Source organism: Croceitalea marina (assembly GCF_042684265.1).
Classification (GTDB): Bacteria; Bacteroidota; Bacteroidia; order Flavobacteriales; family Flavobacteriaceae; genus Croceitalea; species Croceitalea marina.
Genome location: NZ_JBHULB010000008.1, coordinates 273,446 through 294,787, shown reverse-complemented (window position 1 = coordinate 294,787; position 21,342 = coordinate 273,446). Strand labels below are relative to the sequence as shown.

Genomic DNA, 21,342 nt, shown 5'->3' with positions numbered 1-21,342 from the left:
TTGCTGACCCTATTAAATTACGAATTCTTTGTCACCCACTCCTTGGCATTAACAAAAGCTTGTAACCAAGGTGAAACTTTGTCATCTTGTTTGTCTTTTGGGTAATGAGCCCAGTTCCAAGGGAAAATTGACCGTTCTATATGTGGCATCGTTACCAAATGTCTACCTGTTTTATCGCAAAGCATGGCGGTGTTAAAATCACTTCCATTTGGATTTGCGGGATAGCCCTCATAACCATATTTCGCCACAATAGCGTATTTGTCTTCAGTATGCGGCAGACTGAATTTACCCTCCCCATGTGAAATCCAAACGCCTAGCTTGGCCCCTTCAAGATTAGAAAGCATTACAGAATTATTTTTTTGAATTTCTACGGAAGTAAAATTACTCTCATGTTTTCCAGAATCATTGTAGGTCATCTTTCCGTGAGTTTCGTGCTCAGGATTGATAAGGTCCAATTCCATAAACAACTGGCAACCGTTACAGATTCCGATGGATAGGGTGTCAGGTCGCGCGAAGAAATCATTGATGACTTTGTTTGCTTTTTCGTTGTACTTGATAGCTCCTGCCCAGCCTTTGGCACTTCCGAGTACATCGGAGTTTGAAAAACCGCCTACAGCGCCCAAAAACTGAATATCTTCCAAAGTTTCCCGACCGGATATCAAGTCCGTCATGTGAACATCTTTTACATCAAAACCAGCTAAAAACATGGCATTTGCCATTTCACGCTCCGAGTTGCTTCCTTTTTCACGAAGAATGGCCGCTTTTGGCTTCTCGATTCCGCTCGAAGTGACAGGTTTTTTACCATTAAAACTATCTGGGAAACTATAATTTAAAGATTGTCGCTTATAGTTGTTATAGCGTTCTTTTGCCAAACCATTAGCCGTTTGTTTAATGTCCAACAGGTAAGAAGTCTTAAACCAAGTATCACGAAGGTTGCTTATTGAATTAAGGCCAATCTCTACTGAACCATTTTTTAATGACATTATACCATCACAAATTACTGAACCGATTTTATGGAAATCTAGTTTAGCGGATTCCATCACTTTTTCAGCTGTATCATCTTTGGTTTGAATTACAATACCAATATTTTCGGAAAATAACACTTTGATTAAGTCTTTTTCACCAAGTGATGTTAAATCTAATTTTGCACCGAGGTTATTATCAGCAAAGCATAGTTCCAATAATGTTGTAATTAACCCCCCAGAACCAATATCATGGCCAGCAAGAATGTGTCCATCAACAATCAGTTTCTGTATGGTGTTAAAAGCTGTTTTGAAATAAGCCGCATCAATGACGCTAGGTGCTTCGCTACCAATACTGTTTAATATTTGACCAAAAGAAGAACCACCAAGTTTAAAGCCGTCTTTAGATAGATTGATATAATAAATAGCACCGCCATCTTTCTGTAAAACAGGCTCCACAATTTTGGTAATATCGTTGCAATTGGCAGCTGCAGAAATCACTACAGTACCGGGTGCAATAACCTCTTGGTCTTTGTATTTCTGCTTCATAGAAAGAGAATCTTTTCCAGTTGGCACATTAATGCCTAAGGCAATAGAAAAGTCCGAAATCGCTTGTACAGCCTCATATAAACGGGCATCTTCTCCCTCATTTTTACAGGGCCACATCCAATTCGCCGAAAGTGAAACTGATTGTAAACCATCTTTAAGGGGTGCCCAAACTAGATTTGTCAAGGCTTCGGCAATACTATTTCTGCTTCCAGCAACCGGGTCTATTAGTCCTGAAACGGGTGAATGTCCAATACTTGTGGCCACACCTTCCTTTCCTTTAAAATCTAGAGCCATTACCCCAACATTGTTCAAAGGCAGCTGCAATGGGCCTGCACATTGTTGCTTGGCAACTTTACCGCCGACACAGCGGTCAACTTTGTTGGTGAGCCAGTCTTTGCATGCTACAGCTTCTAATTGTAAAACTTGATTTAGATAGTCATGAAAATATTCTAACGAATAGCTAGCATCTTTATAGTGGACTTCGACTTTGGAGTCTTCCATAATGGTTTTTGGCGAACTTCCAAACATATCGGAGAGTGCTAAATCCATCGGCTTTTCGTGAGTTGTTTTAGACTCAAAGGTGAATCGGTTTTCGCCGGTTACCTCGCCTACCTCATACATTGGGGAGCGTTCTCGGTCTGCAATTCGTTGTAAGAGCGATGTATCTTCTTGTCCAATAACCAGACCCATACGTTCTTGACTCTCGTTGCCAATGATTTCTTTGGCAGATAGGGTAGGGTCACCAACGGGTAATTTATCTAAATCGATTTGGCCGCCAGTATCTTCTACCAGTTCCGAAAGACAATTTAAGTGCCCCCCTGCACCATGATCATGAATGGAAACAATTGGATTTTCATGGCTTTCTACCATGCCTCTTATGGCATTAGCTGCACGTTTTTGCATTTCTGGATTAGAACGTTGTACGGCATTTAACTCAATGGCAGATTCAAATTCTCCGGTGTCTGCGCTAGAAACAGCAGCACCTCCCATGCCAATACGATAATTGTCACCGCCAAGAATCACGATTTTATCACCTTTGTTGGGTGTGTCTTTTAATGCTTGTTCCGCTTTACCATAACCTATGCCGCCTGCTTGCATGATTACTTTGTCATACCCCAGGTTTCTTTCACCTTCTTGATGCTCAAAAGTTAGTACCGAACCGGATATTAGAGGTTGTCCAAATTTGTTTCCAAAATCTGAAGCTCCATTGGAAGCTTTAATCAAAATATCCATTGGGGTTTGGTAGAGCCATGGTCTAGCTGGGAAAGCATTTTCCCATTCTCTACCTTCTTCCAAACGGGAATATGCGGTCATATACACTGCAGTTCCCGCTAAAGGTAATGAGCCTTTTCCTCCGGCCAATCTATCCCTTATTTCTCCTCCAGAACCAGTAGCGGCTCCATTAAAGGGTTCTACGGTTGTCGGGAAGTTATGTGTCTCTGCTTTCAGTGATAGCACAGAATCAAACTCCTGTTCTCCGTAAAAATCAGGCTTGTCAGCAGTTTTTGGGGCAAATTGCACCACTTTAGGGCCCTTTATAAATGCCACATTGTCTTTATAAGCAGAAACAATATCATTAGGATGTTCCGCAGCTGTTTTCTTAATAAGTTTAAATAGTGAAGTCGGCATTTCTTCACCGTCAATAACAAAGGTGCCGTTGAATATTTTATGTCTGCAGTGTTCTGAGTTTACTTGACTAAAACCAAACACTTCTGAGTCGGTTAGTTTTCGGCCAATTTTTTTTGATAGGTTTTCTAAATAGTCAACTTCATCGTCACTTAATGACAAACCTTCTTGTTGGTTATAAGCAGCAATATCATCAACAGGTAGAATTGCCTCGGGGATAACATCAATTGTATAAATATCTTGATGTAGCCCATTGTACTTTTGGAGTAGCATGGGGTCAAAATCGGTAGAATTTTCCTCTACCGCTTTAAATTCTTCGATACGAATTATCCCTTCAATGCCCATATTTTGCGTGATTTCTGTGGCATTGGTACTCCAAGGGGTAACCATGGCCGCACGCGGGCCAACAAAAAAGGCGTCTAGAGACGCCGCGTTTAATTCAGGTTGGTTGCCGAATAACCAAGATAATTTTTTTTCATTTTCAGAGGTGATTTCTTGAGCAGTTTGGACAGCGAAAACTTTAGTCGCAATATCCCCAAAGAAGTGAATCATAAGTGCCTATCTATTGTACAGATTAAGAAAACGCAAATTTACGATTTTTTACCCCTTTCGTAGTAAGAGTTGAAAACAGTTTTTAACTAAAGTTGTTGATAGTTTCTCAAGTCTATTTCTTCAATCTAATGCTTTGATAATTTGAATTGATTTGATGAACAATTCAAAATTTTGCGCTTTTTTATTACCAATTAAAAACCTGAGTTCTTCTAGGTTGGTTTTGTCAAAATTTGGAAAGTCTAATTTTCTACCGCGAAAAGTTGGGTAGAGGTCGGCCAAGGTGAACTTTAAGCTTTGCCATTCGCCCGTAGTATTAAATTTAGTGATATAACTGTAATAATCTTCCCTATTAGCTTTAACTCTAAATTGATAGCTTTTTCCATCACCCTTGAGCTTAATAAGCAATTTGCTTTTGGGATTAATTTTTATAGTTTCCATGTTATAACGGACTGAAGAGAATCCGCCATTATTTTCCAAAGAAACTTCTCCTGAAAATTTCCCATAGCCATCATCGGTTACTTCGAAGTTTCCTGAAGAACGCCCACCCATCACGACATCATCCACAACAAACCAATTTTTAACAGTAGGGTTTTCTTTAAAATCAACAATAGTTTGAGCGGACATAGTACTGGTTAAAATGAATAAGATTACTACTGATTTCATTAGTTTTTTGTGAAAATCATACAATGTTGCCAAGGTAGGTTATCCATATTTTTTTCTAATGTGAATCCTAGGCCTTTGAATTCTTGTACAGCTTGATTTTCAGTCATTTTGTGGAGTTTTTTGATAGGTACTTTGGCATCTTCACTGCGATATTCGATTAAAAATAACCTTCCATTATTTCGCATAGCCTTTTTTATGGATAGCATCATTTCATAAGGGAAACTCATTTCATGGTAGACATCTACAATAAGCACTTTATCCACCGAATCTGGTGCAAGATTCACACTTTTCTCGCTTCCTTTTACCAAGACTATATTTTTGAATTCTCTATTAACTCTTTTTTCTTTCATGGCAGCCAGCATCTCATCTTGAATATCAACTGCATAAATAGTTCCTTTGGAGGCTATCTTGGCCATTTTAAATACGTGGTACCCAGAACCAGCCCCAATATCGGCAATATTATCGGTAGCTAAAATGTTCATATTCTCAAGTAACTTCGCAGTATTTTCTTCCGCTTCACGTTCAGTACGCTCGAGCCAAGTCATACCTTGGTAGCCCATGACATGGGCAATTTCCCTGCCATGGTACCATTTTCCAATTCCGCTATAGTCACCTTTTTTGTAGGTGTAAATATCTTGCGCTAAACAATTTACGCAGCTTAGTGCCAATAGAATACCAAGGGATTTTTTTATTCCGGTCATGTTAACGCTAATTTTCCTTGGTCAGATTGTTTTCAAAGGTACTTAGCCTAGAGATCTTAAATACTTAAGAAAACTCTAAAATATCAATCTATTTTTAGTTAGTAAAGCCATATAGAAACCATCAAAACCATGTTCAGAGGCATAGATGTTTTGCTCTTTTTCAAAAGTGAAGTTTGAACCCTCTTCTGAAGCTAAAAATGACTGTACTTGTTCGGAGTTTTCTTCTGGCAATATGGAGCAAGTGGCATAGACCATCTTGCCGCCAGGCTTTACCATTTTAGAGTAGCTTCTAAGAATGTCACCTTGCACTCCTTTTATTTTATCTATAAACTCGGGTTGTAGTTTCCATTTAGAATCTGGGTTGCGACGAATTACCCCTAAACCAGAACATGGGGCATCTAAAAGCAAGCGGTCTGCAGAATTATATAATTTTTTAATCACTTTAGTAGACTCTATAGCCCTTGTATCTACATTATGAACTCCATTTCTACGTGTACGAACTTTTAGTTTTTTAAGTTTACTCTCATAGATGTCCATAGCAATAAGTTGCCCCTTATTTTCCATTAGCGAAGCTAAGTGCAAGGTTTTACCTCCAGCGCCGGCACAAGCATCCACAACACGTTGACCGGGCCCAACTTCTAAATATGGAGCGACGAGTTGTGATGAAGCGTCTTGAACTTCAAATAATCCATCTTTAAAAGCCTGCGTAACGAATACATTTTTCCGCACTACCAGTTTTAAGGCATCTTTGACTCTAGAAATAGTTTCGGTTTCTATTTCTTCGGCCTTTAAAGCTGCACGAAGTTTTTCTTTAGTAGTTTTTAAGGTATTTGTTCTCAAAATAACTTCGGCTTGGGTGTTTAAAGCTGCAATTTCTTTGGTCCATAAATCGTTACCTAGAGCTTTTGCGCCGCGTTCATCCATCCAATCCGGTATGGATTCCCTAAATTTTCGAATTTTGGATAACTCATCGAACCTACCTTTAATGCGTCGTTCCGGAGTTTCTTCCAATTGTTTCCAATCTGGCAGTTCAATACCTTTAAGCACGCACCAAACGGCAAAAAGGCGGAACAAGTTTTGACGGGAATAAGGTGCATTTACCTCAGCAATTTCAGTATACAGGCGTTTCCATCTAACGATATCATAAGTAGTTTCTGCGATAAAACCACGGTCACGTGCACCCCACCGCTTATCATAACGCAATACTTTTTCAATAACCTTGTCAGCATATTCATTTTCATTGAAAATCATGCCAAGGGCATCAATAACGGCAAATACCAAATTTCTGTGTAAACGCATGGTTTATAAATAAGGGTGCAAAGGTAGGGTTTGTTCCTTATTTTTGATACTATGAAAAAATACTTCTTTTTAATGATTTTTAGCGGCATTTTGATAGGCTGCCAATCTAAACCAAAATCAAATCATTATACTACTCTTGATATTGAAACAATTTTTGAAGATTCTATAAGTATACGGGCCATTGAATTTTTAGATGCCAATACCTTGGCTTTTGCCGGGAGCAACGGAATGTATGGTACGGTTGATATACCTACTGGCAAAGTGCGTACAAATACCATGAAATACCATACCAGTATTCCAGAATTTAGAGCGGTTGCGCATACATCAACGGATTTTTTCATGCTTTCTATTGGAAATCCGGCCTTGCTTTATAAAACTGGGGACAATGGCAAGATGGATTTGGTGTATATGGAAGAAGGTGAAGGCGTATTTTATGATGCCATGAAATTTTGGAACGATAAAGAGGGGATTGCCATTGGCGATACCATGAATGGCTGTTTGAGTATTATTATTACTAGAGATGGCGGTAATACCTGGACCAAAACCCCATGTGACCTGTTACCTGAATCTCAAGGTTTAGAAGGTGCATTTGCAGCTAGTAATACCAATATTGAAATTATTGAACAGCACACTTGGGTGGCGACTACTGGCGGTAGAATATTTTATTCTTTGGATAAAGGTGAAAGCTGGTCATCTAAAAAAACACCAATCATTCAAGATAAAGAAACCCAGGGCATCTATTCCATTGATTTTTATGATAAAAAAATTGGTTATGGTATTGGCGGTGATTTTACCGAACCCGAAGCGAATAAAGCCAACAAGATTCTGACTACCGATGGTGGTGCCGTATGGCTGTCCGTGGCCGACGGTGAAGCTCCCGGCTATAAAAGTTGTGTACAATACTTTCCGGATTCTGGCGGACAAGATTTAGTTGCGGTTGGTTTTACGGGGATTGATTATTCCAATGATGGTGGAACTTCATGGAAACAACTTAGCGATGAAGGTTTTTATACGATTCGTTTCTTAAATGAATCTGTAGCCTACGCGGCAGGGAAGAATCGTATAGCCAGGCTTGTTTTTAAGCAGTAGAAAAAAATTAAGCGATTTTGGCTTTATTTCTTTTAGTGGTAAAGGTCAATTCTTTTTTTACCCTTGTGTTTTTGAATTTGTAAACTCTTGCAACGGTATTTGTTTTCACAGCGGTTGCCTTTTCTATTTTGATATCGATGACAATTTCGTAAGTCAATGTTTCAACCTTAACTTCTTTGCTAGGGCTTTGGGCCATAGCTGTCGCTCCGATGATGAAGAAGAAGATAAAAGTGAATACTGTTTTCATGACTTGGGTTATTTTTACATTGTAAAATTAACCCAGAGCCCTTTTTGAAGGCGATTTTGGTCGTTTAGCGATTCAAAAAACTCGTTGTAAAACAGTTGTTCGGATAAAGTGCATTTTATCTTCGACAAACGTTTTTAAATCAAAATACCACTTACCGAAACGAGCTGCATTTCGTCGTGTATAAAAAAAGATGGAGCAACTTTAGTTGCTCCATTTTCTAATAATTTGTAATTCTAATCAAAAATTAAACATTGACTACAATGTAATTGCGACCAGATTTTTTGTACCATATTCCCTTGTACTTATATAATTTTCTTCCATTTATAACAACAACTTTGTAACCTCTTGGTAGCTTTCTCACTTTTACACCTAAAGGAGCCGCACAAACTACATAGTTTCTTCCTCTTGCTTTGTACCAGACCCCATCAGAAAAATAGAAGTTGGTTTTTTTATGGACAACCACTCGAGGTTTTTTGACTGTTTTTACAATTGTGCCATGTTTTGGATAGAACCTAACGACTGTTTTTTGTGCGCTTACCGTAATCATTGCCCCGAACAAGGCCATTACAAGAAATAAGATTTTAAGACTTTTCATAATGTAGATTTTTATGGGTTTATGTATCTATGACCCTGATTTAAAGAGATGGTTTAATTAAAAAAGGGGCCAATTGGCCCCTTTTTTAAGCGTTTTATCGAAACTTAAAAAATTATTGTCCGTTTCTTCTTCTGCGATATTGTTGGAGTAGTTTCTTTTTAAAGCCATCCTCTGCCTTGAACAACTTGATGATTTTCTTTGCAGACAGCACACCTTTCAAGTTGGTAAGGTATTCGCTTTCCATTTCACGTTTTTTTACTTGTAAGTCTATAAACTTAGAAAGTAATTTTTCTGCTTCATCATCGGTAATGGCCGATAAATCAGCAAAACGCCCACCAAACTGTCGCCGCTCTTGAATACGGAACTCATCCATCTTTTCTTCGTGCGCATTATAAACCGGCCAAAAATTTTGCGCCTCTTTGCTACTTAAACTCAACTGTTCTGTTAAGTAAGCTACTTTTAAGGTTTTTATACGTTCTCTACCTGGTCCCGGTCCTTGAGCCGAAATACTCAAAACCGTACACCATAAGGTAAGTAAGACAGCTATTTTATTCAAATTCATCATAATCTAAATTTAGGTCTTCAATTTCATCAGTGGTTTCATTCAAGTAATCTAGAATTAGGTCACCTTCCTCGGTATTATTAGCATCCGTAATATCCAATAAGGATACGTTGTCAAGATTTATAACTTCAGCTAATTCATATGAGCTGAATTCTAAATCGGTTTTATCAAAATAAGCATCTATTTCATTAGAGGCCAAATCTTCAAAGTCAAACTTAGCCTGATTGCTATTTTGATTAAAGAAAACGACCATTAGCACAATTGCTGCTACCGAGGCCACGGCGTAATAGTACTTTCTATAAGAGTGTAATTGTACAACCTTAGGTTTGACCTTATCGGAAACAGTGCTATTGAACGTATCAAAATAAGCCTCAGGCACGGAAAAGCCATCGTTTTTGGGAATATTGGATTCTTCCTTAGCGATTTTATCCATTAACCGTTCATTAAAGCTATTAAAATAGCCTTCAGGTGTTTTGTGTGGATTTTTGTGGTTCTTTTTCATTTCAATTATTAGACATTAATAGGTCTAAAAGGTTTAATCTGCTCTAAGATACGTTTCAATTTTTTTTACTGCTAAATGATATGATGCTTTCAATCCTCCAACTGATGTTTCCAAGATTTCGGAAATCTCTTCATATTTCATTTCTTGATAGTATTTCATATTAAATACCAGTTTTTGTTTTTCAGGAAGCCTTGCCAGCGCTTTCTGAAGCTTCAACTGAATTTCTTCACCTTCAAAGTAAACATCGCCCTGTAAATTTTCAATAAGGTGCTCTTGCAGTTCTTCGTTGCTTACCCCTAGTTTCCGAGATTTTTGTTTTAAAAAACTTAAAGACTCATTGGTTGCAATCCGATACATCCAAGAATATAGCTTGCTTTCTCCTTTAAAACCCTCAATGCTTCTGTACACCTTTATAAAAGTGTTTTGTAGTACATCATCGGCGTCATCATGGTTCAAGACTATTCTACGAATATGCCAATACAAACGTTCTTTGTATGCATCGACTAGCACCTCAAAGGCTTTTGCCTGAGTGTTTTTGTTTTTCAGTTCGTTTACTAAGGTCTGTTCAGCAATCAAAAAGCAGGATTGTTTAGTACTATGACTACTAAATTACTAAAAGGTTTAGTTTGATGCTTAAACACTTGTCTTTATTGGACCGGTAGATTAACCCATATTCTGCATCTGAACAAGTTTCTTGTAGCCTTTGCCAGACTTCATTAACTCATCATGCGTGCCTTGCTCCATAATCTCCCCTTTGTTCAAAACAACAATACAATCGGCACTTTGTATCGTTGAAAGACGATGTGCTATTACAATTGAAGTTCGATTGCGCATCATTTTTTCTAAGGCGTCTTGCACTAGACGTTCACTTTCGGTATCGAGAGCAGAAGTTGCCTCATCCAGAATCATAATAGGCGGGTTCTTTAAAACGGCCCTAGCTATGGATAGGCGTTGTTTTTGACCACCACTTAATTTATTGCCACTATCGCCAATATTGGTATTGTATCCTTCCGGCAATTCCATAATAAAATCATGGGCATTGGCAATCTTAGCGGCCTCTATGATTTCTTCATCAGTAGCATTTTCCTTGCCTAGGCCAATATTCTTTTTAACGGAATCATTAAATAGGATAGAATCTTGCGTAACCAAACCCATAAGACCTCGCAGGGATTTCTTTTTGATGTTTTTGATATTTACGCCATCAATTAAAATTTCACCTTTATTTACATCGTAAAAACGTGTCACCAAATTGGCTATTGTACTTTTTCCGCTTCCAGATTGGCCCACTAGCGCAACGGTTTGCCCTTTTTTTACCTTTAGGGTGAAGTCTTTAAGTACATAATCTTCCTCGTATTTAAAAGAAATCTTGTTTAGATATATGCTTTCTTCAAACGTTTCTTTTGTTAAAGAATCTGATACATCTTTGATTGGATTTTCTGTTTCGAGAATCTCTAAAACACGTTCTGCTGCCGCGTTTCCTTTTTTAACACCATATGAAGCTTTACTAATTGCCTTTGCCGGAGTTAAAATGTTATAGGCAAGACCCATATAGGCTATAAAGGAAGAAGCATCCAAGGTTTTGTCCACTAAAACCATTTTACCACCAAACCATAGTAAAACCCCTATAACCAGTATACCCAAAAATTCACCGGTAGGTGATGCCAAGTTTTGCCTGTTCAACAAACTATTGGAAAACCTAAAGAAACGCTCAGTAGAATTTTTAAATGTTCTATAAAATCGAGATTCAGAATTGAATGCTTTAATAACTCTAAGACCGCCTAAAGTTTCTTCTACAATAGATAAGAATTCCCCCTGTTCTTTTTGAACCCTATCGGATTTCTTTTTTAAAGACTTTCCAATTCTTGAAATAATCATACCAGCAATCGGGATAAAAACAAAAACAAAAATGGTAAGCTTTGCGCTTATACCGAACATGATAAGAATAGTAAAAAGTATGGTAAGAGGTTCTCTTACAATTAATTCCAATACGGATAGGAAAGAATGTTGGATTTCAAGTACATCAGAGGTGATTCGTGCAATGACATCACCTTTACGTTTTTCAGAAAAGAAAGAGATGGGCAAATCCACAATCTTTTTGTACATGTTATTGCGAATGTCTTTTAGTACTCCATTTCTAAGAAAAGTGATGAAAAACATCGCCAAATAGTTGAATACATTTTTAAAAAGAAACAAGACCAAGACCAATCCAACAACAAGAACGAGTCCTTTCATATCGTCATCACCTGAATACGCAGTTACCCGATAATTAATATATTCTTGCAGGTAGTCCTTTAACCCTGAAAAGCCCTTATAAACAGGCTCTGCATAAACCTTTTGGTCAGGCTTAAAAAGCACATCTAACATTGGAATAAGCGCCGCGAATGATAGTGCACTAAACAAGGCGTAGAGAATATTAAAGAAAATATTTAGAAATCCGTATTTGCGATAGGGTATCGCAAACCGTAAAATCTTTTTAAAGTAGTTCATTCACTATAAATTCAGTTCAGAAACGATTCCCTCTAACTTGGAATCTAACTGCGAATTTACGGATTTAAAATCCTCGGCTCTGGTTAAAGTTGTGTTAGTGCTTATGTAAAATTTAACCTTGGGTTCTGTTCCGCTTGGTCGCGCAGCAATACGCGTACCATCTTCTGTTTCATAAATCAAAACGTTGGATTTTGGTAGGTCAATTGCCTTTTCTTCTCCAGTTTGTACATTTTTCGAAATCGAAGTATTGTAATCTTCTATCCACAACACTTTTGAGCCTTGAACACTGTCAACAAGATTTTCTTTAAAATCCTTAAGCATTTGCTTGATTTCCTCGGCACCACTCATCCCTTTTTTTGTGATAGATATTAATTTCTCTTTGTAAAAACCAAATTCTACATAAGCGTCAATCAAATCTTTGTAAAAACTACTTCCATTTGCTTTTGCTTGGGCCGCAATTTCACAGGCAAGTAGGGTAGAGGTTACGGCGTCTTTATCGCGAACAAAATCCCCAACCATATATCCAAAACTTTCTTCTCCACCACCGACAAAAGTCGATTTAGGAAAGTCTTTTATCATTTTACCGATCCATTTGAATCCTGTTAGGGCCGTTTTAAATTCAACATCATAAGCTTTTGCCATTTGCTCCATCATTGGCGTAGAAACGATAGTTGTGGCAATAAATTCATTGCCTTTAAAACCTTTTGCTTTGTATTGGTCCAATAAAAACTTGGTCATTAGCACCATCGTCTGGTTGCCATTGAGAAGCTCCATTTCACCATCTAGGTTGCGTACAGCAATACCTAAGCGGTCACTGTCAGGGTCAGTGCCTACAACCATATCGGCGCCAATTTCCTCAGCTTTTGCAATCGCCATGGCCAAAGCTTCTGGCTCTTCAGGGTTTGGAGATTTGACCGTAGGGAAGTCTCCATTCGGTTCTGCTTGTTCTTCAATAACGGTTACATTATTATACCTCGCTCGTTTTAAAACCTCTGGTATAGCTGTAATAGAAGTCCCGTGGATAGAAGTGAAAACAATTTTGAAATCATCTTTACCTGCTGCATTAAAATTTCCGTTTTTCACAGATTCATTAAAAAAAGCTTCATCAACTTCTTTGTCTATGGCTTCAATTAGGTTATGATTGGCATCAAACTTTATATCTTCAAAAGAGAGCGAATCAATCTCAGCTATGATTTCTCCATCTTGGGGAGGCACAATTTGCCCGCCATCCGTCCAATAGACCTTGTATCCATTATATTCTGGCGGATTATGCGAAGCGGTAAGTACAATACCCGCGTGGCAATTTAAATGACGTACGGCAAAAGACAGTTCAGGGGTAGTGCGCAAAGCGGAAAAACGAAAAACCTTGATGCCGTTAGCAGAAAGCACTTCGGCCACAACTTGCGATAAGGTATCACTATTATGACGGCAATCATATGCGATGACTACTTTAATCTCTTGACCTTTGTATGTTTTTTTTAGGTAATTGCTGAGTCCTTGGGTACTCTTGCCCAAGGTATATTTGTTGATTCTATTGGTGCCAACACCCATAACACCTCGCATACCACCAGTTCCAAATTCTAGGTTTTTATAGAAACGTTCCTCAAGTTCTTGGGTATTGTTTTGTAGTAAATCTTGAATCTCTTTTTTGGTCTCTATATCGAAGAAATCAGTTAGCCAAGATTTGGCGGTGCTTAGAACATCCATTTGTATTGTTTTTTGGTGTTTTTAAAAATACAAAGATTGTTGTTTTTCTTCTTTCTATAGGTTGATTTTTTTAGAAATCGCATAAGTATTCTCATTTTTCTTTGAGCGTACCATGATTTCTCCTAAAAAACCAGCTAAAAAGAACTGCGTGCCAATAATCATTGAAGTTAGGGCGATATAAAATTGAGGTCTATCCGTTATTAATCTTCCTGTTTTATGAATAAAAAGCTTGTCTATGCCCAAATAAATAGAGAATGCGAAGCCTACAAAGAACATAAGAACGCCCAAGGCACCAAAAAGATGCATGGGTTGACGGCCAAATTTTGAAACGAACCATATTGTCATCAAGTCTAAAAATCCTTTCATAAAGCGTTCTGCTCCAAATTTTGTGGTTCCATATTTTCGGGCTTGGTGCTGTACCACTTTTTCTCCAATTCTTTGAAAACCAGCATTTTTAGCCAGAACGGGAATGTAGCGATGCATATCACCAGAAACCTCAATATTTTTGACAACCTTGCTATGATACGCTTTTAGGCCACAGTTAAAATCGTGCAATTTGAGCCCAGATGTTTTTCTGGCCGCCCAATTAAACAGCTTAGAGGGCATGTTTTTAGAAAGTACTGAATCGTAGCGTTTCTTTTTCCAACCAGAAATTAAGTCAAACCCCTCATTTTTTATGAGGTTATATAGTTCAGGAATTTCCTCTGGATTATCTTGAAGGTCGGCATCCATGGTAATGACCACCTCGCCTTGTGCCTGGGCAAAGCCCGCATGTAAGGCCTGTGATTTGCCGTAATTTTTAAGAAAGCGTATGCCTTTTACCGGAGTATGTTCTGCAGAAAGTTTTTCGATGGTCTCCCAAGAGCCATCGGTACTACCATCATCTATAAATAGAATTTCATATAAAAAATGATTGGATTGCATGGTTTGCGCAATCCAATCATGTAACTCTATGAGTGATTCTTTTTCGTTAAGTAAAGGAATTACAATGGATAATTGCATTGTTGTTTTCTGGAATTCCTTTCAAAAATAGTACTTTTTGTTTAGTAAGCGGGTGCTTCTTTCTTGGCAATTAAACCAGTGATTAAGCCCACGACCAAACCGAAAAGAGCACTAAAAATTACACCGACAGCTAAAAAAACAGGAAAGAACTTATTTTGAATCTCCACGCCTTGGTCCCATTGTTCTTGTGTCATTTTAGGATTCTTCTCAAAAGCATCAACCTTTGCTATCTCGGTAGCTTTGGCCATATAATCTGGTTCTATAACATTTGATAGCACCAAAAAATAGATGGTTCCGATGACAGCCGCAATTAGACCGACTCCGGCGCCAAGCTTCACTGCTTGTCCTATTTTCAGGAATCCTCCGTTGGCTTTTTTAAATTGAATAATTGCGATGATTACAAACAGAGCTAAAATTGCAAATTGTACCGCTTGTATAGCGAAGCTACGCTCATAATGCATATCCATTGAGTATAACATTACGCCAAAGATAACGCCCACAAGACCGCCGATAAGGCCAAATTGTAGTGCGAACTTTCTAGTTTTAAGATTGTTTTCTTCCATTTTATAAACTTTTAGTTGGTTATTTACATGCTGTTAGTGCCAACTAACTTGATTTTGTTACATCTAAAAGTACATTTTTTTCTTTTTTAGTAACTAGAAGTTGTACTATTCATAGAAATCATTAAATTTGCACCTTCAAAATATACGCCTGTCGGAATGGGTGTATGAAAACAAAAAATGCAATGAAACAAGGTATACACCCAGAAAGCTATAGATTGGTTGCTTTTAAAGACATGTCGAACGACGATGTTTTTATTACCAAATCCACTGCGGAAGCCAAAGAAAACATTACCGTAGATGGTGTTGAGTACCCATTAATCAAGTTAGAGATTTCTAGAACTTCACACCCTTTCTATACTGGAAAAACAAAACTTATCGATACAGCTGGTAGAATTGACAAGTTTAAGAACAAATACAAGAAATTCGATAAAAAAGAAAAGAAAGCCGAATAGTAGCCGCTTTCTAAAAAAATATATTTCAAACGTCCTTGATTTCTTTCAAGGGCGTTTTTTATTTTTACACCTTAGCCGTAATTATATATTAAGGGCGTATCACTTTAGCTAAAATGTGCACTATGAATTTTATCCTTTCCGACGGTCTTAATAGAAATGCTTTATTACCATTTACCTATACAAGGCCAGTGGCAGAAATTCGTATCGGTATATTGACCATTAGAGAAAAGTGGGATAAATGGCTCAGCACTAGCTGTAGTTATCATACAGAAACTTATTTAGCACAAAAGTTTCCGATGCATAGTAAAAGTGAGAATACGGTCATCAGTGCTTCTTATTTACCCAATGCTAAGCTGGTAGAACTAATAAAAAATTTAAAGAATAAGGAGGCTATTACATCTGATGGTGCTATTATCGCCTATGTCACCGATGACCCGAAAAAAGAGTTTAATCCTTCTGAATATAGCACCAAAGTTTTCGAAGATGAACCGATTACGGTTAAAAACACATGGGATATTTTTTCTAAAAATCATAAGGCCATTACCGCTGATTTCGAATTACTGACCAAGGGAAGAAAAAGTCAGCCTATTGCCGAAAGTAATACCGTTATCAATGGGGCGCAGATTTTTTTAGAAGAAGGGGCAAAAGTGAGTTGTAGTATTTTAAACGCCGAAACAGGTCCTATTTATGTTGGTAAGAACGCTGAAATTATGGAAGGTAGCATTGTTCGGGGCGCTTTGGCACTTTGTGATAATGCGGTTTTAAAAATGGGCGCAAAGATTTATGGGGCTTCTACTTTTGGCCCATATTGCAAGGTAGGGGGTGAGGTTAGTAATGCTGTACTGTTCGCCTATTCAAATAAAGGACATGAAGGCTTTCTAGGCAATTCGGTGTTAGGGGAGTGGTGTAATTTGGGTGCCGACACCAATACCTCTAACCTTAAAAATAATTACGCACCAGTAAGGCTATGGAGTTATGAAACCGAAGGCTTTGCCAAAACCGGACTCCAATTTTGTGGGCTAATGATGGGCGATCATAGCAAATGCGGTATTAATACGATGTTTAATACCGGCACTGTAATTGGAGTAAGCGCCAATATTTTTGGTAGTGGTTTTCCGCGTAATTTTATACCGAGTTATAGCTGGGGCGGGGCCTCCGGGTTTACTGAATATCGCACCAACAAGGCTTTTGAAACCGCAACGGCTATGATGGGACGCAGAAAAGTGGAATTTGACACTACCGAAAAAGAAATTCTAGAGCGCGTTTTTGAGGATTCGGCTAAGTGGCGGAGTTATTAAGTTTTAAACGGATTTAAAAAATAAATTATTTCTCTTTCCAATTCTTTGCTTAATTCTTAGTTGGGCATGAATCATACATAATTCATTCAAGAGCATTTTAATCTATTTATGATAGCTTTTGAATCAAGAGTTACGGTTATTATTCTTATTTACGTCTACTTTTACCCTACTGATTTTTTAAATAAATAATAATTTTCTTCACCAAATATTATGTGTCGAATTTGTAGTGGTCAAAGCAATATCAAATTGTTTTTTGCTGTTTTGGTATTTATACTGCCTATTTTACTGAACGGACAGCAACAGCGCTTGATTATCTTGGCAGATATGGGTAATGAACCAGATGAAATGCAGCAGATGATACATATGACTGTTTGTTCAAATGAGTTCGATTTAGAGGGGCTTATTGCAGTAACAGGAAAGTTTTTAAGACCAGAATCTAAATTAGAATATCGGCGCATTACCCATCCTGAACTCTTTAATGATATTATCGACGCTTATGAAAAGGTGTTACCCAATTTGAAAAAACACGCGGAGGGATGGTCTTCACCAGATTATCTCCGTTCTATCGTAGGTGCAGGACAGTCAGAATATGGAATTGATGGTATAGGAGAACATAAGCAAAGTGAAGGGTCTAAGTTATTGGTGAAAGCATTTGAAAAGAACGATAATGGGCCCTTATGGATTGTGGTCAATGCAGGTTCAAATACCTTGGCTCAAGCACTTCAAGATTACAAAAAATCCCACACAAAAAATGAGTTGGATGCTTTGCTAGAGAAGATTTGGGTATTTGAAAATGGAGCGCAAGACAATGCGGGTGCATGGATTTGTAATCGTTTTCCTAATATTAATTGGATACGGAGTAATTATCAGACCTATGCTTATGGAGGCCCTGGGACAAAAAAAGGGGATACAACTTCTGAATTGGGCCCAAATTTTTTGGAGGGATATGAAAACTCTTCATATGGCCAGCTAGCGTGGCTTAAAGAAAATGTTATGAAAAATCATGGCCCTTTGGGAGAATTATATCCAGAACGTCGTTTTACAGGGACAGACATATTGGGTTTTATGGAGGGCGGAGGTACTATACCTTGGATGGGTTTGGTAAATAAAGGTTTGTCAGAAATAGGTCATCCATCATGGGGTGGATGGGGAGGACGCTTCACTAAAGTAAAAGTTGCAGATTTTTGGTCGCGCCACCTTGGTATTTATGAAGATGAATTGAAAAGCGCACCTTTTTACATGCATAGAGAAGTAAGCGATGTTTGGAAAAATTATAAAGATGGAAAAACATATTTTGGTAATTATGTTCCGATTTGGAGATGGCGCGAAGCTATGTTCAATGATTTTAAGTGTCGTATGGATTGGTGTGTAAAATCTTTTGAAGAAGCCAATCATCACCCAAAAGCTGTTTTTAATGGCGATGAAGGAGACGGTATTCTATACTTAAAAGCTTTGCCCGGAGAAAAAATAATATTGGATGCTTCGTTTTCAAATGATGTGGATGGAGATGATTTAGAGTTTTATTGGTGGATCTATAAAGAAGCTGGCAATTATGCAGGCGAGGTGTTCATTGACGAACCAAAAAGTTCTAAAACCTTTCTTTCAGTTCCTTCCGGTGCCGCCTCTAAACAGTTACACTTAATTTTAGAAGTTAAGGATAAGAGTGATATAGCGCCGTTGTTTGACTATAGGCGTATTGTAATTAATGTGTCTAATACTTATGACCATTCATTGGTGCCTCAACAAAAAAAGGTACACTAGGTCATACTGAAGAATAACTAAATCTTCGTACAAACTATTTCTAATGATCAATGTTCTCCGGTCAAAGAATTAACATTTAACTATTTACTATCTTTGCCATCCTTAAAAATAATAGGGCACAGATGAGCAAAAAAGTCGCTTTCTGCACTTTAGGTTGTAAGCTTAATTTCTCTGAAACTTCTACGATTGCCAGAAGTTTTGAAGGTGAGGGTTTTGACCGTGTGGACTTTTCTGAATCTGCGGACATCTATGTAATCAATACTTGTTCGGTTACCGAAAATGCGGATAAACGTTTTAAAACTATCGTAAAACAAGCGCAAAAAGCAAATCCTGATGCCTTTGTGGCCGCGGTGGGTTGTTATGCGCAGTTAAAACCGGAACAATTGGCAGCGGTAGATGGGGTAGATCTGGTTTTGGGTGCCACGGAAAAGTTTAAGATTACCGACTATCTAAACGACCTTTCTAAAAATGATAGGGGTGAAGTACATTCTTGTGAGATTGAAGAAGCCGATTTTTATGTGGGCAGTTATGCTATTGGTGATAGAACACGTGCCTTTTTAAAAGTACAAGACGGTTGTGATTATAAATGTACCTATTGCACCATTCCTTTAGCGCGTGGCATATCACGTAGTGATGCTTTGGATAATGTGCTGAAAAACGCTTCTGAAATAGCTTCAAAAGGCATAAAGGAAATTGTACTTACCGGGGTCAATATTGGAGACTACGGCAAAGGTGAATTCGGTAATAAAAAACACGAACACACCTTTTTAGATTTGGTTAAAGCACTAGATAATGTAGCTGGTATAGCTAGGTTGCGAATATCTTCTATTGAGCCTAACTTGCTGAAAAATGAGACGATAGATTTTGTAGCCCAAAGCAATGCCTTTGTGCCACATTTTCATATTCCCTTACAAAGTGGTAGCGATGCTATCTTAAAGCTCATGCGCAGACGTTACCTTTCGAATCTATATGTAGACAGGGTAAAACGAATTAAGACCGTAATGCCACATGCATGTATTGGGGTTGATGTTATCGTGGGCTTTCCCGGTGAAACCGATGAGCATTTTCTTGAAACCTACAATTTTTTGAACGAATTGGACATTTCGTACCTGCACGTTTTTACGTATTCGGAAAGAGATAATACCGTCGCTGCGACGATGGAAGATGTAGTTCCTAAAAACATCAGAAGTAAGCGAAGCAAAATGCTTAGAGGCTTATCTGCAAAAAAACGCCGGGCTTTTTATGAAAGTCAACTGAATACGGTACGTACCGTACTTTTTGAAGGTGAGAATAAAGCCGGTTACATTCACGGGTTTACCGAAAACTATGTTAAGGTAAAGGCACCTTGGAATCCTGAATTGGTAAACACACTTCATGAAGTTGAACTTACCGATATTGATGAAGACGGATTGGTACGGTTTGAATTTATAGAAAGTACTGTAGAAATTTCTGGATATAGCTAAATGTCAGTTCGAGTTATTTTTGAGGAGCAAAAATAGTATCGAGAATAGGTTAGGATAAGGCATAAAAAAACCTCTCATTCGAGAGGTTTTAAATTTTTGTTAGATTCTGATTCCTACAGGAAGCATTTCTTTGTACTGCCTATTCTTTCTTAAGAAACCGGCGATGTGCGGACTTGTAGGTACCACACGTAAATTTTGCTCTTGAATGTGGTTAAGTACACTCTTAATAAAATTTTCTTTAAAGCCTTCTTGTGTAATTTCTTCCGGAACCACTAGTTTGGTCAAAAATACTTTTCGCTCTTGCGAAGAGTATTCAATTTTTGCTAAATGCCCATCAATTTTCACCTCAAATTGGCGTAAGAAACTGTTGTCCTTAATTTCCATATCAGTCATACAATTTTAGTTTTATTTTGGTGCTAGATAAAAAAATTACGAAATGCTTTAAATCGTAATTTTGCAATGATAAACAATGGTTAGGTTTGTATAAACAATTGGGGCAAAATACAAACGGATGACAAAAGTACTTAAAATTTGACTAAATTCCTAGCAAAATCGACCATCTGTACAATATGAGGGATAGTGTGATACCCATTTACCTAATGCCTGGGATGGCTGCAAATTCATCTATTTTTGATGGTATCGATTTACCAAAAGAACAATTTTCTGTTACTAAGTTAGGTTGGCACATACCTGAAAAAGGCATGAGTCTCTCGGATTATGCCCAACAAATGTGCGCACAGATACATCATGACGACCCTGTTCTTATCGGGGTTTCTTTCGGAGGTCTGCTAGTGCAAGAAATGGCTAAACATATAGCGACCAGAAAAGTAATCGCAATATCTTCCGTAAAATCACATACTGAGCTGCCAAAACGTATGCTGTTCGCAAAATACACCAAGGTGCATAAATTACTGCCAACAGGTTTGGTGAATAATGTGGAGCTATTGGCTAAATATGCTTTTGGCGAAACCGTAACCAAACGGTTACACCTTTACGAACAATATCTTTCTATTCGCGATAAGTATTACATTGATTGGTCTATCGATCAAATTGTTAATTGGAGACAAGCTTTACCTCCCGAAAACCTTATTCATATTCATGGAGAGAAGGATGCTGTTTTTCCTATTTCGAATATAAAACATTGCATAAAAGTTAAAAATGGCACCCATACCATGATTATTCATCGGGCAAAATGGTTTAATGAACACTTACCTACACTAATTTTGGAATAAAACAGTTCTATTTTTGTATTATAGTAGTAT

General features: G+C 37.8%; 20 protein-coding genes. 6 read left to right on the top strand and 14 right to left on the bottom strand.

Going from position 1 to position 21,342, the window contains the following annotated elements; genetic code table 11:
* Positions 1-17 precede the first annotated feature (17 nt).
* The 4 genes from purL to ACFSQJ_RS08355 form a co-directional block, all read right to left on the bottom strand.
* Positions 18-3,689, bottom strand: coding sequence for a phosphoribosylformylglycinamidine synthase (gene purL, locus ACFSQJ_RS08370; RefSeq protein ID WP_377766495.1), 3,672 nt, complete (start codon positions 3,687-3,689; stop codon positions 18-20).
* Positions 3,690-3,809: 120 nt separating this feature from the next.
* Complete coding sequence (locus ACFSQJ_RS08365; protein WP_377766494.1) at positions 3,810-4,352, bottom strand: CIA30 family protein; 543 nt, start codon at positions 4,350-4,352, stop codon at positions 3,810-3,812.
* Positions 4,352-5,053, bottom strand: coding sequence for a class I SAM-dependent methyltransferase (locus ACFSQJ_RS08360; protein ID WP_377766493.1), 702 nt, complete (start codon positions 5,051-5,053; stop codon positions 4,352-4,354). The genes ACFSQJ_RS08365 and ACFSQJ_RS08360 overlap by 1 nt, the downstream gene beginning before the upstream one ends.
* Before the next feature lie 75 nt (positions 5,054-5,128).
* Positions 5,129-6,352 (bottom strand): RsmB/NOP family class I SAM-dependent RNA methyltransferase, encoded by a 1,224-nt coding sequence (locus tag ACFSQJ_RS08355; RefSeq protein ID WP_377766492.1) that lies wholly within the window; start codon positions 6,350-6,352, stop codon positions 5,129-5,131.
* A 51-nt stretch (positions 6,353-6,403) separates the two neighbouring features.
* On the opposite strand from ACFSQJ_RS08355, the gene ACFSQJ_RS08350 reads away from it, so the two are divergent.
* Entirely contained in the window at positions 6,404-7,441 is a 1,038-nt protein-coding gene (locus ACFSQJ_RS08350; protein ID WP_377766491.1) for an oxidoreductase, read from the top strand.
* 7 nt (positions 7,442-7,448) lie between these two features.
* Here the strand turns inward: ACFSQJ_RS08350 and ACFSQJ_RS08345 are convergent, their stop codons facing one another.
* The 9 genes from ACFSQJ_RS08345 to ACFSQJ_RS08305 all read right to left on the bottom strand — a co-directional run bounded on the left by ACFSQJ_RS08345 (position 7,449) and on the right by ACFSQJ_RS08305 (position 15,106).
* On the bottom strand, positions 7,449-7,688 hold the full coding sequence (locus ACFSQJ_RS08345; protein ID WP_377766490.1) for a hypothetical protein: 240 nt from the start codon (positions 7,686-7,688) through the stop codon (positions 7,449-7,451).
* A 244-nt stretch (positions 7,689-7,932) separates the two neighbouring features.
* Entirely contained in the window at positions 7,933-8,283 is a 351-nt protein-coding gene (locus ACFSQJ_RS08340; RefSeq protein ID WP_377766489.1) for a DUF6515 family protein, read from the bottom strand.
* Between the two features lie 112 nt (positions 8,284-8,395).
* Positions 8,396-8,848, bottom strand: coding sequence for a hypothetical protein (locus ACFSQJ_RS08335; protein ID WP_377766488.1), 453 nt, complete (start codon positions 8,846-8,848; stop codon positions 8,396-8,398).
* Positions 8,832-9,347, bottom strand: coding sequence for a hypothetical protein (locus ACFSQJ_RS08330; RefSeq protein ID WP_377766487.1), 516 nt, complete (start codon positions 9,345-9,347; stop codon positions 8,832-8,834). The genes ACFSQJ_RS08335 and ACFSQJ_RS08330 overlap by 17 nt, the downstream gene beginning before the upstream one ends.
* Before the next feature lie 33 nt (positions 9,348-9,380).
* Positions 9,381-9,923: an RNA polymerase sigma factor gene (locus ACFSQJ_RS08325; RefSeq protein WP_377766486.1), complete on the bottom strand. Its 543-nt coding sequence runs from the start codon at positions 9,921-9,923 to the stop codon at positions 9,381-9,383.
* An 87-nt stretch (positions 9,924-10,010) separates the two neighbouring features.
* Positions 10,011-11,834 (bottom strand): ABC transporter ATP-binding protein, encoded by a 1,824-nt coding sequence (locus tag ACFSQJ_RS08320; RefSeq protein ID WP_377766485.1) that lies wholly within the window; start codon positions 11,832-11,834, stop codon positions 10,011-10,013.
* 3 nt (positions 11,835-11,837) lie between these two features.
* Positions 11,838-13,541: a phospho-sugar mutase gene (locus ACFSQJ_RS08315; protein WP_377766484.1), complete on the bottom strand. Its 1,704-nt coding sequence runs from the start codon at positions 13,539-13,541 to the stop codon at positions 11,838-11,840.
* Between the two features lie 54 nt (positions 13,542-13,595).
* Positions 13,596-14,543, bottom strand: coding sequence for a glycosyltransferase family 2 protein (locus tag ACFSQJ_RS08310; RefSeq protein ID WP_377766483.1), 948 nt, complete (start codon positions 14,541-14,543; stop codon positions 13,596-13,598).
* A gap of 41 nt (positions 14,544-14,584) precedes the next feature.
* Positions 14,585-15,106, bottom strand: a complete 522-nt coding sequence (locus ACFSQJ_RS08305; RefSeq protein WP_377766482.1) for a DUF4199 domain-containing protein — start codon at positions 15,104-15,106, stop codon at positions 14,585-14,587.
* A 182-nt stretch (positions 15,107-15,288) separates the two neighbouring features.
* On the opposite strand from ACFSQJ_RS08305, the gene ACFSQJ_RS08300 reads away from it, so the two are divergent.
* The 4 genes from ACFSQJ_RS08300 to mtaB all read left to right on the top strand — a co-directional run bounded on the left by ACFSQJ_RS08300 (position 15,289) and on the right by mtaB (position 20,080).
* A complete protein-coding gene (locus tag ACFSQJ_RS08300; protein ID WP_377766617.1) occupies positions 15,289-15,558 on the top strand; it encodes a type B 50S ribosomal protein L31 in 270 nt (89 codons plus the stop codon).
* Between the two features lie 122 nt (positions 15,559-15,680).
* Positions 15,681-16,856 (top strand): GlmU family protein, encoded by a 1,176-nt coding sequence (locus ACFSQJ_RS08295; protein ID WP_377766481.1) that lies wholly within the window; start codon positions 15,681-15,683, stop codon positions 16,854-16,856.
* A 210-nt stretch (positions 16,857-17,066) separates the two neighbouring features.
* Entirely contained in the window at positions 17,067-18,617 is a 1,551-nt protein-coding gene (locus ACFSQJ_RS08290; RefSeq protein WP_377766480.1) for a DUF1593 domain-containing protein, read from the top strand.
* Between the two features lie 122 nt (positions 18,618-18,739).
* Positions 18,740-20,080, top strand: a complete 1,341-nt coding sequence (gene mtaB, locus ACFSQJ_RS08285; protein ID WP_377766479.1) for a tRNA (N(6)-L-threonylcarbamoyladenosine(37)-C(2))-methylthiotransferase MtaB — start codon at positions 18,740-18,742, stop codon at positions 20,078-20,080.
* A 99-nt stretch (positions 20,081-20,179) separates the two neighbouring features.
* On the opposite strand, the gene ACFSQJ_RS08280 is transcribed toward mtaB, so the two are convergent.
* Entirely contained in the window at positions 20,180-20,473 is a 294-nt protein-coding gene (locus tag ACFSQJ_RS08280; RefSeq protein ID WP_377766478.1) for a GNAT family N-acetyltransferase, read from the bottom strand.
* A gap of 176 nt (positions 20,474-20,649) precedes the next feature.
* Between ACFSQJ_RS08280 and ACFSQJ_RS08275 the strand changes: the two genes are divergently transcribed.
* A complete protein-coding gene (locus tag ACFSQJ_RS08275; protein WP_377766477.1) occupies positions 20,650-21,312 on the top strand; it encodes an alpha/beta hydrolase in 663 nt (220 codons plus the stop codon).
* The last annotated feature ends 30 nt before the right edge of the window (positions 21,313-21,342 follow it).